The organism is Bilophila sp. T19-St14 (assembly GCF_059728385.1).
In genome coordinates this window covers 443058-456432 of sequence record NZ_BAAGFT010000001.1, presented here as the reverse complement: position 1 = coordinate 456432, position 13375 = coordinate 443058, and the positions used below count along the sequence as shown (strand labels likewise).

Below are 13375 nucleotides of genomic sequence, written 5' to 3'. Positions count from 1 at the left end.
ACACCATACGGGACAAGGAAAGTCAAGACTGAGGCCATAATAAAGCCCCTTTCCTCCACGGTCGGGGGCTTTTATCCTTGTCTTCTCACTTTTCGCGTCGTATAGTTACTTCAAACAGGAATCCGTGAGTTCATGACAACCGGGAAATTCGCACGTCCGGTTCGCTTCTACCCGAAAGGGAAAGTGTTACGTGGAGAGTGGCGTACCACCTTGAACTCATAGAGTCCGCTCTGGAAGCTGTATCCGGGAGGTCTGCCGTTAAGTCGTACTGGCAGCCATGCTCCGCCCCGGCAGCGGTTGATGGTGTGAGGGGAAAGAGCGCTCCCCCACCGGATACGGCCTTCTACCGCACCTGCTCATATCTGCCTTTATTCTGGAACTCCTCCAGATTCTTGATCCGCTTTCCCGTCCGAATCGTATTAATGAGAACCTGCTTCCTCTGGACGCGGGTTGCATAGTCCACAAGGACGATAATCTTCCCCTTCCCTTCCTCCATACTCAGGACGTAGACGACGCCGGGATTTTGCCTGTCCCAATAGATGCCCTCAGGTTCGACCAGCAGACTTGGCAGACGCTTCCACACGTCCGGCGGCAAGGGATCGACCTTGGCCGATCGCAGGGCGTGCGTGAGATCGGCGTCGGAAATGGAAATGGCCGCCGTCGTCGGGATTAAGCCCTTTCCTTCCAAAAAACGCAGCACGTCGTCTGCAAATGCGCCCACCACGCGGCGCTCGCCCGTGGTCCTGAAATCCCCGACCGCCACCCGCGCCGCAATGCCTTCGAGCCAGCCGCCAAGCTCCCGCTCGACCTGCGGGAAGGCAAAGGCCAGTTCCGCCACCGCCGCCGCGCCGACCTCGGCGGGGAGCGTGACGAGCTTATCCATAGCGAGTTTGGCAAGCTGCGCCGCCCGGTCGGTATTCCCCGGATTGTAGGCCCACCCCGGATCGATGCCGTCGGGGACTTCAATCACATCCCCGGTAGCCGGGTTGATCCACGTCACCGTGCCTCCGTCTTCCGGGGCGCCGCTCACCTTCCAGCCATACCGCCGCATGTCGTCCAAAGACACGCTCATGGCGTCGCAACGGCACTTCCAGCCGTTCGGGGGGTAGTGCGTCCTCCACCACGGATGGTCGATCGGCAAAATAGTCCCGTGCCAGCGGCGGTGCTGCGGCCTGATCCTGCTGTCGAGGATCCCCGTGTAACGCAAATACGGGAAGGCGTCCTTGACCGCTTGCTGCTGCTCCCAACGCCCCTCGGCAAAGGACACGCTCATATTCGTGTCGAATATGGTCTCCAGCCGCCGGACGCTGCCGAGCCGCACCGTGTGCCGTTCCCCAGTCTTCGGGTCAACGGCGGTAGTGTCGCCCCACCAACCTTTTTTCTGCAACACGGGGATGAGCCCGCGCTTGAAGTCGTCGAACGTCCTGCCGCGTTCCATCGCGTCCACAAGCGCGGTATGGATGTCCTTTACGATGTCGAACCCGGCGGAACGCGCCACGGTAAACCCGGCCTGATGCTGCTCCTGCCAAACGGACGCCCAATGCTCCGAGGGAAAGAGGTTCGTGCCGCGCCGCCTGAGCGCCCTGACCGCCTCGTCGAACGGGATGGAAGGGAAACTACGCCCTTCCATTGCCGCCGCCCTTCACGCGCTGATCGAACATGGCGAAAGAAAGGGAACGGGCCAGCGGCGCCGCGTCCTGTTCCTTCAGGACGCCGGGAAGCCCGGCAAGGAAATCTTCGTAGGACGAGCACCGCGCGGCAAGCGCGAGGATTGGATTGACCAACGGCGACACCAGCGGCTCCCATCCGTCCAGTTCTTCCTGCACGGCAAGGCTGATCGGATCCGGCGCGGGGGTGGGCTGCGGAGACTGGACGGCTTGAGCGGCCTTGTGTGGCGCAGGAGGAACGGGCGGCAGACCATCAGGGAGTTCAGGTGAAGACGGTACGGATGGCTTCATCCCGATAACCTCGGCACCCTTTGCGGGTTCGGGTACGCCGAGCCTGTCACGGATGACGGATACCTCCACCAAGTTCGGGGCGACGGCGGCGAGCTTCACGATGTTGTCCACCAACGCGCTCACATCCTCTTTTTTCTCGCGGGCGACCTTGAGGTAGGGATACCGCTTGCGGGGGCCAAGGTTCAGGTCGACGAGGGGTCGCACCAAATCGCGGTTGAGCGTCGCGGAGAGCTGCGCGGCGTCCGACGCCTCGATGTCTTCCCTGACCTTCTCGTGGGCGTTCGCCGTGCCGACGTGCTGGCCCACGTCCGTGGTCCCCGTCTGGCCCAGCACGATCTTGGAAATCTGCTTATCGAAATAAGAAGCCATGCCCTCGAACACGGTCACGTTCCCACGCACGTCCGTGGACTGGAACTCGATCTGCATGTTCGCGGGGATGATCGCCGCCGCATCCTGCGCGATGTTACGGACGGCTCGGAGGAGCTTTTCCTTCTCGTCCGGCGTGGCGTGGGCATCATACCGCCCGAGCCGCAGCGGGAAGCCGAAGACCTGCGCGAACTGCACCCACGACTTGATGCCAAAATTCTTGAAGAGATAGTACCACGCCACAGGCCGGGCGAGTCCTCCCCGGATGGGGAGCCCGCTCTTGCTCTTGTGGACGTGGGTGATGAACTTCGCGGGTGCGAGCGGTTCCGGAAGGCCGTTTTCGCCCTTGAGCCGGAGCGTCACGCCGTCCAGACGGTCGAACTCAAACCACCGGGGATCTCGCCAGAGGATCGAGGAAGGATACCACGCCTTCCCTTCCGTATCCCACAGGATTTCACAGGCGGAAAAGCCCTTGCCCACGGCGTCGAGGATATCCTGCATGGCGTTGGCGAGGACGCCCGTGCTCAGGAAGTCGCGCACGAGGTCGGCCGCCTTCACGTCCTCGGCGGCATCGGACGCCGCCTCAACCGTCACGGGGAGGCCCGACACCTGCAACTTGCGCGTGGAAAGGACCGAACGGTAATGGAGATCCTTCTCTTCCATCTCCTCGGCAAGCTCAAGATAGGCCACGGCGTCGCCCTGCTCGGCGGCAAGCAGCAACGCGGCAAGACGGCGCGGAGAAAGGTTCTGCGCCGGATGCCCGGACAGGATTTGCCGAACCCCCGTCACCGTGGGTGCGGCGATCTCTTCCACAAGCCTCGTTTTATCTATCGGGTTCCCGTCGGCATCATACAGCATCGGCATTACCATGCTCCTCTTGCATCGTCGTCATCGTCCATCCCGTAAAAGTCGTCCCGTGCGCCCGCCGGAGTATAGCCATACTCAAATCCGGGGGAACTCGACGCGGAGACGGCAAGGAAACAGGCCCATGTCCGGTCGGCGTGCCCGTCCGAATCCGAGTCAGCGACGAACCGAGGGGCTCCCGTCGGCCCGCTCACCTTCCTCAGCTTATGAAGATCGGCCCGGAGCGCCTGCACGCCCATGGGGATGCGTATCTTGCGCTCCTCGAAAGCCGCCTTGCCGAGCGTGGCCAAGGCCAGCTTGTTCGTCGCCGTGAACAGCACGCCCTCGACGCAAGATGCGCCGTGGCGCCGCTGCGCGTCTTCAAGCGGCTTCTCACCCATGCCCGTCTGGTCCATGCAGCAACGAGCCACATTGTACCGGGCGAATACGTCGTCAAGGATTGCATCCTGTTCCGCAAACGTCGCCCCCCGGCGCTCGACGATTTCCCGCGTCCAGAGCACGTCGCCCACCTTTTCCAGAACCCAAATGACGAACAGGTCACGCCGCCGTCCGATGTCCACCCCAATGAAGCACGGCCCACCACAGGAATGGGAAGGCTTCCCCGCCTCATCGTCCTCGGCATCGGTAATGAGCGAAAAAGGAAGCCATGCCGTGGACTCGTCCAGCCATTGGAGTTCATACTCCTGCGCCCATGTGTCGGGGTCGCCGCAGCCTTCCCTCAGTTCGTCGACATTGCGATCCAGCCCCTGCGAAACGGCTTGGTAAATATCCACGACATGCCGGGACCAAAGATCACCTTCTTTCCCGGTCATGAGCTCGTAGAATCGGTTCCCCTTGCCGTTCGGCGTGGAAACGATGCGGAGTTTCAAACCGCTTTTCGAGACGACGGGGAAAAGGGCCTTCCAGATCTTCTTGCTGTCCCGATGGAAAGCGAACTCGTCGAGAAGCAGGTTGGCGGAAAAGCCGCGTGCGGTATCCGGGTTCGCGGGGAGCGCCGTCACGCGGGAGCCGCCCCGGAAGGCGACTTCCATAGCCTTGCATTCCGTGCGTTCGCCAAGCCTGAACCCCGAAGGGAGGCCACGGAAAGCAACGTCCAGCGCACGGAGATGGAGCCCGACGCCCTCCTCAATGGCTTCCCGCGCCTGACGCTCTCCGCGAGACAGGATAAGCCAGCGCGTACGGCGCCCTTCCATTTCCGCCCGGATCATATCGAGCACGATTTCAAGCGTCGCCACGAACGTCTTGCCGGACTGCCGGGAAAACATGCCGATCTTGAAACGGGAATCGTCCTCAAGCCAGCGGGCCTGATAGGGCAGGAGGATCGGCCTACTTCTCACCGCGATAGACCGCCATGACAGCTTCAAAGTCCCGCTGTGCGTCCGGCCCGCCCTCTCCCAATGAAGGCTCCACTTTCTGCGTTTCCTTCCAGCCCATGCGGACCTTGGCCCAAAAGATGAGGGCGGTGGTGTCGCCGGATATCGCCTTATCGAAAAGCCGCTTGCCGATCTTGGCGTTGGCGACCGCCCTGCCCTGCGCCAATTCATGGCTGTACAGGCGCTGCATCGTCTCCACGCACATGCCGATGGTCGCGGCAATGTCCTCGTGGGGGACGCCGTACTGTGACATGGACTGCACCACTCCGGCTTCCTTGGGGCTGTATGCCTTTTGAGGCCTTCCCCGTGGGGCTTTCTTCTCTACAGGCGGCATAGGATTTCCCTCTCTATCGTCTTTGCGATATGGCCCATCATCACGGGCGGGACCATGCGCCCGAGGCGCTCCCACTGCTGGGCATACGTCCCCGTCAGGATGAAGTCGTCGGGAATGGACATGATCCGCCGCAATTCCGGGATGGTGAACTTCCGATCTTCGAGCGGGTGGCTGTTCCCACAGGCGGAAGGGTTCCCGTTCATCTGGCAAACCGTCCCGCAGGGGGCGTAGAGGCTCTCCCGTCGCAGGTTGAAGTAGGAACCGTTCATCACTGAGGCACCCGTCAACGGCTTGTACGGGTCACGCGGAAGCAGGGAAAGCACCTTCCCCCATTTGTAGCGGCGCCCGTCCTCAAGCAGTCGGGCGACCTCCTGCGGATCGTTCTCCAAGCCCTCGAACGCATCCCGCAGCGTGTACACATAGGGGAGAGGCTTCGGGTAGACGGGTTCCCGGTTCAGATCCTCGCGGACACCGATGAAGATCAGCCGCTCCCGGCTCTGCGGGACACCGAGGTTCTGCGCATTGAGTACCGCGGCCTTCACGCGGTAACCGCATTCCTTGAGGGCGCGCAGGATGAGCTTGAAGTACCCCTTGGCCGTCCCGATAGTAAGCCCCTTGACGTTCTCCGCGACGAACACCTTGGGCCGGAGCCCCTTGAGCAGCCGCGTGTACTCGAAAAAGAGATCATCCACGCGCTGCGCCCTGTCGCTGTAGGGGTGGGGCTTACCCCACCCCTTTTCGCGCTTGCCGCAGACGGAGAACGCGCAGCACGGCGGGGATCCATCGAAGAGGTCTATCTCTCCGGTCCGCTTGCCGACGATTTCAAGGATGCTCTCCGGCGTGACCTGCCGGATGTCCCGCGCGTCCAGAGAGACGCCGGGATGGTTGAGCCGATAGGTCTTCTGCGCTTCCGGGATGAACTCCGAGGCGTACAGGACGCGATACCCCGCCATCCGATAGCCGAGGCAGCTTCCCCCGCCGCCGGAAAAGGTCGAAACGACGGAAAACCCGTTGCCGGGCACCTCCTCAATCTCCCGCATGAGGGGAACACGGTACGGGGGTTTGCTACCACTCATAGCCGCACTTCGGGCACTGGTGGGAGGTCTTGATCCCCTCATCAAATTCGGGGAACGATTCGGGAACGGCGGGCGGCTCAGGCTCGGCGGCGTCCTTCAGGATATCGTCGAGTTCCAAAAGCTCATGCCCGGTCAGCAGCAGGTCATAATCCAGTTCCTTGAGGTCTTCGAGTTCGAGCTTGAGCAAGCCGTCATCCCATGCCGCCCACTCCGCCGACTTGTTGGCCATGATGCGGAACGCCTTCACCTGCACGTCGGTCAGGTCGTCCACAAGGGCAACGGGCACCTCGGACAAGCCGAGCATGAGGGCCGCTTTTAACCGCAAATGCCCGTCAACGACGCTGCCGTCGGACTTGGCGACAATGGGGATACGGAATCCGAACTCCCGGATACTCGCCGCCATCTTCCCGACCTGCTCGTCATTTTTGCGGGGGTTCCGGGCGTAGGGAACCAGACGCTCCACAGGCCACATTTCGACAATCAGATCCATTTTGATAACTCCGAAAAATCGTTCCAGGCCTCACCATGCCACGCCGAGACTAGAGGGAACACCCTGAACGACTTCTACGGAGTACAGCCTGATTCCCCTCACGGAGTACAGCCTGATTCCCCTCTTTGCTTTCTCGGAGCAATCAATGTATGGAGAAAAAAGTTCAAGGAGCGTTTAGTGTCTTCCCCACACATGTGGGGGTGTTTCTCGGTCGGGGGTTTCAGCAGACGTATCTCGAAGGTCTTCCCCACACATGTGGGGGTGTTTCCAGTCCGCGCAGCCAGTAACCGAAAGCGATAAGGTCTTCCCCACACGCGTGGGGTGTACAACAAAGCCCCCTTCCTCAGTTGGGGGCTCTCTCTTTTCTGTTCCCGGCAGCTCACATCGGGCCGATCAGCTTCATGATGAGCGCACCGAGGCTGCCTGCCGCCGCAGCCACGCCGGCAAGCACGGACAGTCCCCCGGCGCGTTTGTTCTCCGCCGCTTCAAGTGCCGAAATACGGACATCCTGCCCGGCGATGCGTTTGCCGTGATCCTTGAGCTGCGTAATCACGATGTCGTCGAGGCGCTGGTTGGTGCCCGCGACTTCGGCCTTGAGCCCGGAAAGTTCGGCCTTCACTTCCCCGATTTCACGGACAAGCTGCACATCGTCGCTCATTGCGCCTCCTCAACGCCCCTGATCCACAGGAGCAGGTTCCCGGCCTCGCCAGCGGGCAGGTGCACCCATTCGCCGGGCTCGGTGAACGTCTCGCCCCGGTAGGTGTAGGACCACTCACCCGTCACGACCGCCCCCGGCGTCAAGGGGGCCGGACTTGTCACGGCGGTCGGTTCCGCCCATCGAGCGCACCCACTCGCCGCCGGCGTCATCACAAACAGCAGCGCGATCAGCCTCGCGGCGTTCGCCATACTTTTGGCGCAGCCACAGCTTGAGGAGCCCGACGAGCGAGGCGAGGAACTCAAGGACGGCCCGCACATCACTTCCCCGTCACGGCCCTGACTTCGGCCCGCACGGTTTCGGACTTGCCGTCCGCCACGGCGCCCTTGTTCTGCCCGAAATGTGCGGCAAGGGCGTGCGTCCAGCGGTAGAAGACGGCATAGGCCCCGGACGTCCCTTTGGGCACGGGAAGCCAGATGGTCGCGACGGCAGCCACACCGCACAGAGACATGAGCACGGCGACGGCGGTGACGATCCACGAGGCTTCGGGATACTGCGCGGCAAGGCTTGCCAGTGTCGAAAAAAGAAAATCAATCACGGTCTGTTCCATCAGTATTTGCCTCCCTGCTGGTAGAACGCCACGTCGCGCGGCTTGTCCGGGTCGTTGTCCACATGAATCCACGTCGGGGCCAGCTCGATGCGCCGGAACCCGGCTTCAAGCAACGCTTGAAGGATCGCGAAACGGGAATGGGAATCCACACAGCGGATGTCCACGGCGTAACCTCGCGTATGGGCGGAGGCGGGCACGCCGCCGACCGCCTTGTTGTGCTTCGGACAGCGATAGGCGGAAGAAAGAGGGAATGGGATGCCCGCCAAATCGCGGGCCTCATCAAGCATCTGGAGCAGGTCGGCGTCCATCTTCTCCATGCCCGCACCGCACCCGCACTTGCAGCGGAATTCGATAGGGGAGAAATGACGCAAGGGAAGAACAGCCATAAAAAAATCCTCCTGCGCTCACTGTGCCACGGTGGGGCGGGAGGAGGCACCCTGAACTTGTTCAAGAAAAACTCGTGTAAAAGTACTGTACTTTATAAAAGACTTAATACCATGTAGACTCACAGTAAGGAGAAACACATATGAAAACAATATTTACTACAACACGTTATGGTTTAAAAAGGATACAGATAAATGCTAAGACTGATCAGACTATCACTCCCAAGCCGATCAAGGATGACGTTCCTCTCCTGACATCAACAGAATTTTTCTCTTTCTTAGGCTCAATTGGACTCATTTATTCTTTTTGTATTATTCTTATCAGTCTTTCAATCATGCATCCTAGTGAATTTATTTATGGTTTATCATTTTCAAAAGAGATTTTTTCCATAGCTAAAAACGCATCTAGTTTATTTATGATCTTATTTATTTATGCGTCCGCAGCGGTCATTTTAGTTGAAAAATTAAAATACATAATAGATAATTATATAGTAAATATTAGAAATATAAATGAAATAATATTTATTATATTTGCAATATTTTTATTTTCTATATACATATATAGAGATGAAATTATTAATTACACCAATGAATTATATTTAATTACTATAGCATTAACATATTCTATATATTTACTTTCATTCAAAAGTAATAGTTTTTTTAAAATATTATCAATCTATACTATATTATGCACAGTCAGTTCATTGTATACTGTTTATACTACTAAAAAAATAGACACAGCTATTAATGTTACGATTTTTCTCACAGATGGAGAACAGCTCAAGGCAAAAAACGTCTTCATTTCCAAAGAATCTCTTGCCATCGTCCACCTCGACGAAGAAGAGATCATAATTCCTCTTTCGAGAATAAAACAAATCGAAAAAACCCCTTCTTCAAAGAAAAAAGCCCGTTAATTCACCACAGCCTGAGCTGCACCTGCGGCTTGGGCTGTTCCTTTACCTGCCGGGCGAGGATGCGCACATAGCGTTCCGTTACGCCGAGTTCGAGGGCGATGCGTCCCGGCGACTTCCCGGTTTCCAACATGCGGACGATCCTGTCCTTGAACGGCTCGCCCTTGCGCCTGTTCGGAAGCGTCACCCGGAGCCCCCCGAAGGCTGCGCAGAGCCTTTCCATGCGCTCCGGCCCGATGACGGCGGAAAGCGGGGAACCCGCAACGGGCTTGCGGGGAATGTACGTGGATACCCCGCCCACGGCCCTGCATAAGAGATCCGCGCCGTCGTCACCGATGGCTTCGGCCAGCTCCTCACGACTGACCCACGTCTCGCTCATTACGCCTCCTCGTGCTCCCCAAGCCAGAGCCGCAGGGCCGTCACCGCTACGTCGAGGGCCTCATCGCGGATACGCTCCGGGGACTCATGCTCAACGGCATGTACAAGCTCCCTGTACTCCTCCCCGATGACGCCAAGCGCGTGGTATCTGCCCTCCGCGAAAACAGGATGCTTTCCCCGCGCCTCGCCCATGCGCTTTGCCAACGCCGTTATCAGGCCATGTCCAGCCTGCACACTGCCCTTGCCAAGAATCAACTCCGCTTCCAGCGTATCCACGATTTCCCCTGCCTTCCGCCACGCCATTAGGCCGTGATCCGGTATGCGCTCAGGTTCCAGACGTTGCACAGCGAATAGCCGCCCATGTCACGGGCAATGCGATACACCAGCGTTCGGTACGGCTTTCCGGGGTTGTCCCCGATGTGCGGCCCAAACACGGCGATCTCCCCACGCGACGCATTCCACCACCTCAACCGTCTTGCGATGACTTGATCGAGGACGGCGGACACCTTCGCCAGCGCCTCGATCTTGCCCATGCTTTCGGGAATGACGATCTCAACCTGTACGGCCGTGCTCATGCCCCACCTCCAAACGTTTCATACTGCCACCCTGTCTTCCCTGCCTTCACAGCGAGGAACCGGAACCACGGATGCTGCGTTGCGGCGACCTTGATTTTCACGCGGGCGTCGTCTTCCCAATGCCCCTTGACCTCATGCAGCTCGATGCCCCCGTCAGCCCGGATCACGACGAAATCCGGCGTGTAGAACGTCTTGTCCGCAAGCCGCAGCTTCATAGCCTCATACGCCCACGCGACGACCTCGCCCGTGTGCTTCATCCCGTCCAGATACCCGGCATAGCGGGCCTCGGTCTGGTTCATGGCGTCGGTCCGGTACGTGCGGCCATTCCGGGGAAGGCGGGCCTTGCCGGAAAGCTGAGACTTGGGCAACGGGCTGGGACCGGGCTTTACCGCCTTGAGAAATTCCCGGTACTCTTCGGGGCTCACTGCTCCACCCCCATCTCCCGAAGCCCTGCAAGCTGCTCATCGAGCGGCGTGTCGGGACGCCCCTGCATCCGGGCATCCATTTTGCCGCGCATGTTGGCAAGGATCTTCGCGCACCAGTCGGTACCGAGTTCGCACCGCTCATCGAACGTCAACGCATTTTCCGGCAAGGCTTCGCGGTTCACGGCCGCCACCCGCTTCCTGGCCTCTTCCACCTGTCGCATCACGTCGGCAGGAACGGGGAAGAAGCTCAATTTGGCCTCAACCCGGCGTATGCCCTCGATGAACTCCGCATCGCCCACGTCAGCCAGCACGTCGCCCCAAGTCCTGACCAACAGCTCGAATTCCGCCTGCGCGGGCCTCGGCTGCCGATAGAGCACGAACGCCTTGCTGAGTTCCAGAGCCAAAAGCTGCAAGCTCGCCATTTCTGTACACCTCGTCGAGTTTCAAAACCTGTTCCGCAAAATCGCCGCGTTCCGCCGCTTCCACCTGCCTCGCCGTCATGGGACGGCTTAATCCCACGGCGGGGCTGGACCTGACGGCGTTGTTCTGCGCCTTGTCCATCCAGCCGTTGAGAAAACGCCGGATGCCGTTCTTCGTCTTCCGCTGGCGGGGATTGCTCAGGCACCACGCACGGGCTTTCCCGAATTCCCCCATGACGTTCACGCCGGGATAGGCGACGGCGTATTCACAGGCCAGAGAGACGGGAACGGGATATTCCGAGCCGTCGGCAAGGGGGATGAATGCGACGGGCCCCTCCTGCTCCGCCGGCGGATGCGCGGAGGATGCGCCAGCATCGCTCTGCGCAAGATGCGAAGCATCTGTCTTTCTCTCTTCTTTCTTCCCTTCTCCTCTTATCTCTTCTAGGCTGTTTCTGGTTGTTACAGGCCGTTTCATGGCGTTACATGGCGTTTCGTCGCGTTGCGCGCCGTTTCCATCCGTTTCTTTCTGTTTCTTCGCCCTGTGCTCCCTGACGCGCCCTGTGGAGCTTCCAGAGGGCTCTGGGTCCCGTTCCCGTTTCGGCTGACGCTGCTCCCATTTGCACACGCGGTACTCGTCGATCAGCCCCTTATCCTTAAGCGCCTGTACAATGGCACACGCCGCACCGTCGGGAAGGCCCAGGGAAACGTCCGCCCCCTCGCAGTCATACCCGTCGATGCACCCGCGTTCCTTCGATGCGCTGGCGCGCTCAAGGATTTGCGCCCATACCGCAATGACAAAGGCGACGGGCTGCCCTGAGCGCCGCGCCACAACCGCAAACTTGGGGTCTGTCGTCGACCCCTCAAACCATCGGAACCACTCCATCACATCCTCCCCCATACGGCGATCATGGACGGGAACGGCGCGGAAGCCGCCGCCCCTTCAAACTTCAAGCGTCCCTTTAAAAACCGGATTTCGGCTGCGGCCCGGCAGACGTGCTCGTGGAACCACGCCGTATCGGTACGCGCCGGGAGGAGCCCGACGACCAGCGCGCCACGTTCCGCTTCCCGGCGGGCCTTCTCGACCCATGCGCCGATCTCGCGGCCGTAGGGCGGGTTCATGTAGCAGCGTTCCCCGGCCCACGAGTGCGCGAGGCCGTCCACAAGGGCGTCTGGGAACAGGCGGCGGAACGTCGCTTCCCCCAAAACCCGCGGCGCGTGGGGCGGCACGCAGTACCGCCAGACCTTCGCCGACCACGGCACGGCGCATACGTCCAGCGTGAAATCGAACTCCAGATCAAGATTACGGAAGAACTCCCACGGCGTCGGCCAGTCGTCCCTGACGCTCGAAAAAAGGGCCGAGGCTACCACCATATCCCGCTCTCCTTCCGGCTCGCGCGCTGGAACCTGCGGACTTGCCGGCGGCGTTGCCGGGCCATGCGCTTTTTGTTGGCTTCGGCGGCGCGGTAGGCCGTCACAATGACGCAAGCGTCGCCCTGCCTTTCAGCTACGACTTTGAGCCGTCCATGAATCACGACATAGCGGTCGCCGCAGCGTTCCAAGCATCCCGAAAAAAGGGCATCGGCCACAAGCTGGAGGGAGATGCCCCGCTCAAGGCAACGGTCGAGCGCGTGGGCGGAAAAGGTGAGGTTCATTCGTCCCCCTTGACCGTCCGGCAGAAGGTTTCCCGGACTTCCTTGAACGCCCTGTCTTTGAGTTCGTCGAGCTGCGCGAGCGTGATCCTGCCTTGTCGGTAGAACTTGCAGCCTTCATGGAAGGCCACCAGCGGCGGGTAGTCCTGCAGCGCCTCGGCTTCGAGCGTCGGGGCGTCCGGCTCCTCATCGGCGGCGGACGCCAACGAGTACCCGAACCAGTTGGCAAGCTCCCGGAGCGGCCCATGCTCGCCGGTCGCTTCCATTACCCTGACCAGTTCCCACACCCGAAGCGTGGATTGCCCGTTGTTCGGGTTCAAATCGGCGTAGACGGATGACTCGGACAACCCATGCCGCTCCCGCATCCCCGCGAACATGGCCCGGATGCCGCCGGGATACGTCCGGCAAAGCTGGTACGTCTTGGCTGCGACGGCCTGTAACAGTTTATTCATTTTGCAATTCCTTCCTGTCGGCCGCCGTGTTCCAGTGGCGGCATGGAAAAGATCCACCTGCTCATCACCCGGCGCGGCCCGGTCTGGCGCGTCCGAATCCTGATCCCTAGTCAACCGCGCCCACACTGGCGGGCGTACCGCGTCACGGAGTACCCGACGCCGGAGGCCGTGGTCCGGCGGTACATGGCGGGGCTATCCCGCCGGAGAGAAGACGAACGCCACGACGACCACGACACCGATGGCAATCAAAAGATTAGTCAGCATGGTGGGCCTCTTCGGGTTCGCTGGGAGTATTGGGGGAAGATAGACGGCGCATAGCTGCACGTAACGCATCGGCATTACTTGAATGCATATCTTGCCTCCTCCCCGTGAGCACATGAGACACCGTGGCTGGAGAAACGCCTGCCTCTAGGCAAAGCCTACGAACCGAACATCCGGTAGAGCGGATGAATTCGGT

22 protein-coding genes are annotated in these 13375 nt (G+C 60.1%); 1 reads left to right on the top strand and 21 read right to left on the bottom strand.

Annotated elements, in window-relative coordinates; translation table 11 throughout:
* Positions 1-343: 343 nt before the first annotated feature.
* The 11 genes from AC6I1V_RS02040 to AC6I1V_RS01990 all read right to left on the bottom strand — a co-directional run bounded on the left by AC6I1V_RS02040 (position 344) and on the right by AC6I1V_RS01990 (position 8112).
* The gene (locus AC6I1V_RS02040) at positions 344-1630 is read right to left on the bottom strand and encodes a phage head morphogenesis protein (RefSeq protein WP_479858773.1); all 1287 of its coding nucleotides are present in this window, start codon (positions 1628-1630) and stop codon (positions 344-346) included.
* A complete protein-coding gene (locus AC6I1V_RS02035) occupies positions 1617-3188 on the bottom strand; it encodes a DUF935 domain-containing protein (RefSeq protein ID WP_479858774.1) in 1572 nt (523 codons plus the stop codon). The genes AC6I1V_RS02040 and AC6I1V_RS02035 overlap by 14 nt, the downstream gene beginning before the upstream one ends.
* Positions 3188-4525 (bottom strand): phage terminase large subunit family protein, encoded by a 1338-nt coding sequence (locus tag AC6I1V_RS02030; RefSeq protein ID WP_479858775.1) that lies wholly within the window; start codon positions 4523-4525, stop codon positions 3188-3190. The genes AC6I1V_RS02035 and AC6I1V_RS02030 overlap by 1 nt, the downstream gene beginning before the upstream one ends.
* Complete coding sequence (locus AC6I1V_RS02025; protein ID WP_482334681.1) at positions 4515-4826, bottom strand: hypothetical protein; 312 nt, start codon at positions 4824-4826, stop codon at positions 4515-4517. The genes AC6I1V_RS02030 and AC6I1V_RS02025 overlap by 11 nt, the downstream gene beginning before the upstream one ends.
* A gap of 56 nt (positions 4827-4882) precedes the next feature.
* Positions 4883-5971: a DNA cytosine methyltransferase gene (locus tag AC6I1V_RS02020; protein ID WP_482334679.1), complete on the bottom strand. Its 1089-nt coding sequence runs from the start codon at positions 5969-5971 to the stop codon at positions 4883-4885.
* The gene (locus AC6I1V_RS02015) at positions 5961-6461 is read right to left on the bottom strand and encodes a ParB N-terminal domain-containing protein (protein WP_482334677.1); all 501 of its coding nucleotides are present in this window, start codon (positions 6459-6461) and stop codon (positions 5961-5963) included. Before AC6I1V_RS02015 ends, AC6I1V_RS02020 begins: the two co-directional genes overlap by 11 nt.
* Before the next feature lie 379 nt (positions 6462-6840).
* The gene (locus AC6I1V_RS02010) at positions 6841-7119 is read right to left on the bottom strand and encodes a hypothetical protein (RefSeq protein ID WP_302554036.1); all 279 of its coding nucleotides are present in this window, start codon (positions 7117-7119) and stop codon (positions 6841-6843) included.
* Positions 7116-7244, bottom strand: a complete 129-nt coding sequence (locus tag AC6I1V_RS02005; protein WP_482334918.1) for a hypothetical protein — start codon at positions 7242-7244, stop codon at positions 7116-7118. Before AC6I1V_RS02005 ends, AC6I1V_RS02010 begins: the two co-directional genes overlap by 4 nt.
* Entirely contained in the window at positions 7234-7434 is a 201-nt protein-coding gene (locus tag AC6I1V_RS02000; RefSeq protein WP_482334916.1) for a hypothetical protein, read from the bottom strand. Before AC6I1V_RS02000 ends, AC6I1V_RS02005 begins: the two co-directional genes overlap by 11 nt.
* Position 7435: 1 nt before the next feature.
* Complete coding sequence (locus tag AC6I1V_RS01995; RefSeq protein WP_482334914.1) at positions 7436-7726, bottom strand: RNA-binding protein; 291 nt, start codon at positions 7724-7726, stop codon at positions 7436-7438.
* The gene (locus tag AC6I1V_RS01990; RefSeq protein ID WP_482334912.1) at positions 7726-8112 is read right to left on the bottom strand and encodes a D-Ala-D-Ala carboxypeptidase family metallohydrolase; all 387 of its coding nucleotides are present in this window, start codon (positions 8110-8112) and stop codon (positions 7726-7728) included. Before AC6I1V_RS01990 ends, AC6I1V_RS01995 begins: the two co-directional genes overlap by 1 nt.
* A 140-nt stretch (positions 8113-8252) precedes the next feature.
* Here AC6I1V_RS01990 and AC6I1V_RS01985 point away from each other — a divergent pair, with 140 nt between their 5' ends.
* Positions 8253-9023, top strand: coding sequence for a hypothetical protein (locus AC6I1V_RS01985; RefSeq protein WP_497736824.1), 771 nt, complete (start codon positions 8253-8255; stop codon positions 9021-9023).
* A gap of 1 nt (position 9024) precedes the next feature.
* On the opposite strand, the gene AC6I1V_RS01980 is transcribed toward AC6I1V_RS01985, so the two are convergent.
* The 10 genes from AC6I1V_RS01980 to AC6I1V_RS01935 form a co-directional block, all read right to left on the bottom strand.
* A complete protein-coding gene (locus AC6I1V_RS01980) occupies positions 9025-9399 on the bottom strand; it encodes an RNA helicase (RefSeq protein ID WP_489501937.1) in 375 nt (124 codons plus the stop codon).
* Positions 9399-9701: a hypothetical protein gene (locus tag AC6I1V_RS01975; RefSeq protein WP_482334651.1), complete on the bottom strand. Its 303-nt coding sequence runs from the start codon at positions 9699-9701 to the stop codon at positions 9399-9401. The genes AC6I1V_RS01980 and AC6I1V_RS01975 overlap by 1 nt, the downstream gene beginning before the upstream one ends.
* The gene (locus AC6I1V_RS01970) at positions 9701-9973 is read right to left on the bottom strand and encodes a hypothetical protein (RefSeq protein WP_482334649.1); all 273 of its coding nucleotides are present in this window, start codon (positions 9971-9973) and stop codon (positions 9701-9703) included. The genes AC6I1V_RS01975 and AC6I1V_RS01970 overlap by 1 nt, the downstream gene beginning before the upstream one ends.
* Positions 9970-10398: a PDDEXK family nuclease gene (locus AC6I1V_RS01965; RefSeq protein WP_482334647.1), complete on the bottom strand. Its 429-nt coding sequence runs from the start codon at positions 10396-10398 to the stop codon at positions 9970-9972. The genes AC6I1V_RS01970 and AC6I1V_RS01965 overlap by 4 nt, the downstream gene beginning before the upstream one ends.
* A complete protein-coding gene (locus AC6I1V_RS01960) occupies positions 10395-10730 on the bottom strand; it encodes an inverted formin-2 (protein WP_489501938.1) in 336 nt (111 codons plus the stop codon). The genes AC6I1V_RS01965 and AC6I1V_RS01960 overlap by 4 nt, the downstream gene beginning before the upstream one ends.
* On the bottom strand, positions 10699-11700 hold the full coding sequence (locus AC6I1V_RS01955) for a hypothetical protein (protein ID WP_486855023.1): 1002 nt from the start codon (positions 11698-11700) through the stop codon (positions 10699-10701). The genes AC6I1V_RS01960 and AC6I1V_RS01955 overlap by 32 nt, the downstream gene beginning before the upstream one ends.
* A complete protein-coding gene (locus AC6I1V_RS01950) occupies positions 11700-12188 on the bottom strand; it encodes a DNA N-6-adenine-methyltransferase (protein WP_482334641.1) in 489 nt (162 codons plus the stop codon). Before AC6I1V_RS01950 ends, AC6I1V_RS01955 begins: the two co-directional genes overlap by 1 nt.
* On the bottom strand, positions 12179-12469 hold the full coding sequence (locus AC6I1V_RS01945; RefSeq protein WP_486855021.1) for a DUF4258 domain-containing protein: 291 nt from the start codon (positions 12467-12469) through the stop codon (positions 12179-12181). Before AC6I1V_RS01945 ends, AC6I1V_RS01950 begins: the two co-directional genes overlap by 10 nt.
* Positions 12466-12918: a phage regulatory CII family protein gene (locus tag AC6I1V_RS01940; protein WP_308770971.1), complete on the bottom strand. Its 453-nt coding sequence runs from the start codon at positions 12916-12918 to the stop codon at positions 12466-12468. The genes AC6I1V_RS01945 and AC6I1V_RS01940 overlap by 4 nt, the downstream gene beginning before the upstream one ends.
* 192 nt (positions 12919-13110) lie before the next feature.
* Entirely contained in the window at positions 13111-13257 is a 147-nt protein-coding gene (locus AC6I1V_RS01935; RefSeq protein ID WP_486855020.1) for a hypothetical protein, read from the bottom strand.
* Between the last annotated feature and the right edge of the window lie 118 nt (positions 13258-13375).

Bases quoted from the DNA above. Each gene is read 5' to 3' on its own strand.
- AC6I1V_RS01970 (WP_482334649.1), bottom strand. From the start codon at position 9,973: ATGAGCACGGCCGTACAGGTTGAGATCGTCATTCCCGAAAGCATGGGC.
- AC6I1V_RS01955 (WP_486855023.1), bottom strand. From the start codon at position 11,700: ATGGAGTGGTTCCGATGGTTTGAGGGGTCGACGACAGACCCCAAGTTT.
- AC6I1V_RS01935 (WP_486855020.1), bottom strand. From the start codon at position 13,257: ATGCCGATGCGTTACGTGCAGCTATGCGCCGTCTATCTTCCCCCAATA.
- AC6I1V_RS01945 (WP_486855021.1), bottom strand. From the start codon at position 12,469: ATGAACCTCACCTTTTCCGCCCACGCGCTCGACCGTTGCCTTGAGCGG.
- AC6I1V_RS01940 (WP_308770971.1), bottom strand. From the start codon at position 12,918: ATGAATAAACTGTTACAGGCCGTCGCAGCCAAGACGTACCAGCTTTGC.
- AC6I1V_RS01950 (WP_482334641.1), bottom strand. From the start codon at position 12,188: ATGGTGGTAGCCTCGGCCCTTTTTTCGAGCGTCAGGGACGACTGGCCG.
- AC6I1V_RS01980 (WP_489501937.1), bottom strand. From the start codon at position 9,399: ATGAGCGAGACGTGGGTCAGTCGTGAGGAGCTGGCCGAAGCCATCGGT.
- AC6I1V_RS02035 (WP_479858774.1), bottom strand. From the start codon at position 3,188: ATGCCGATGCTGTATGATGCCGACGGGAACCCGATAGATAAAACGAGG.
- AC6I1V_RS02020 (WP_482334679.1), bottom strand. From the start codon at position 5,971: ATGAGTGGTAGCAAACCCCCGTACCGTGTTCCCCTCATGCGGGAGATT.
- AC6I1V_RS01990 (WP_482334912.1), bottom strand. From the start codon at position 8,112: ATGGCTGTTCTTCCCTTGCGTCATTTCTCCCCTATCGAATTCCGCTGC.
- AC6I1V_RS02040 (WP_479858773.1), bottom strand. From the start codon at position 1,630: ATGGAAGGGCGTAGTTTCCCTTCCATCCCGTTCGACGAGGCGGTCAGG.
- AC6I1V_RS02015 (WP_482334677.1), bottom strand. From the start codon at position 6,461: ATGGATCTGATTGTCGAAATGTGGCCTGTGGAGCGTCTGGTTCCCTAC.
- AC6I1V_RS02010 (WP_302554036.1), bottom strand. From the start codon at position 7,119: ATGAGCGACGATGTGCAGCTTGTCCGTGAAATCGGGGAAGTGAAGGCC.
- AC6I1V_RS01975 (WP_482334651.1), bottom strand. From the start codon at position 9,701: ATGGCGTGGCGGAAGGCAGGGGAAATCGTGGATACGCTGGAAGCGGAG.
- AC6I1V_RS01995 (WP_482334914.1), bottom strand. From the start codon at position 7,726: ATGGAACAGACCGTGATTGATTTTCTTTTTTCGACACTGGCAAGCCTT.
- AC6I1V_RS01985 (WP_497736824.1), top strand. From the start codon at position 8,253: ATGAAAACAATATTTACTACAACACGTTATGGTTTAAAAAGGATACAG.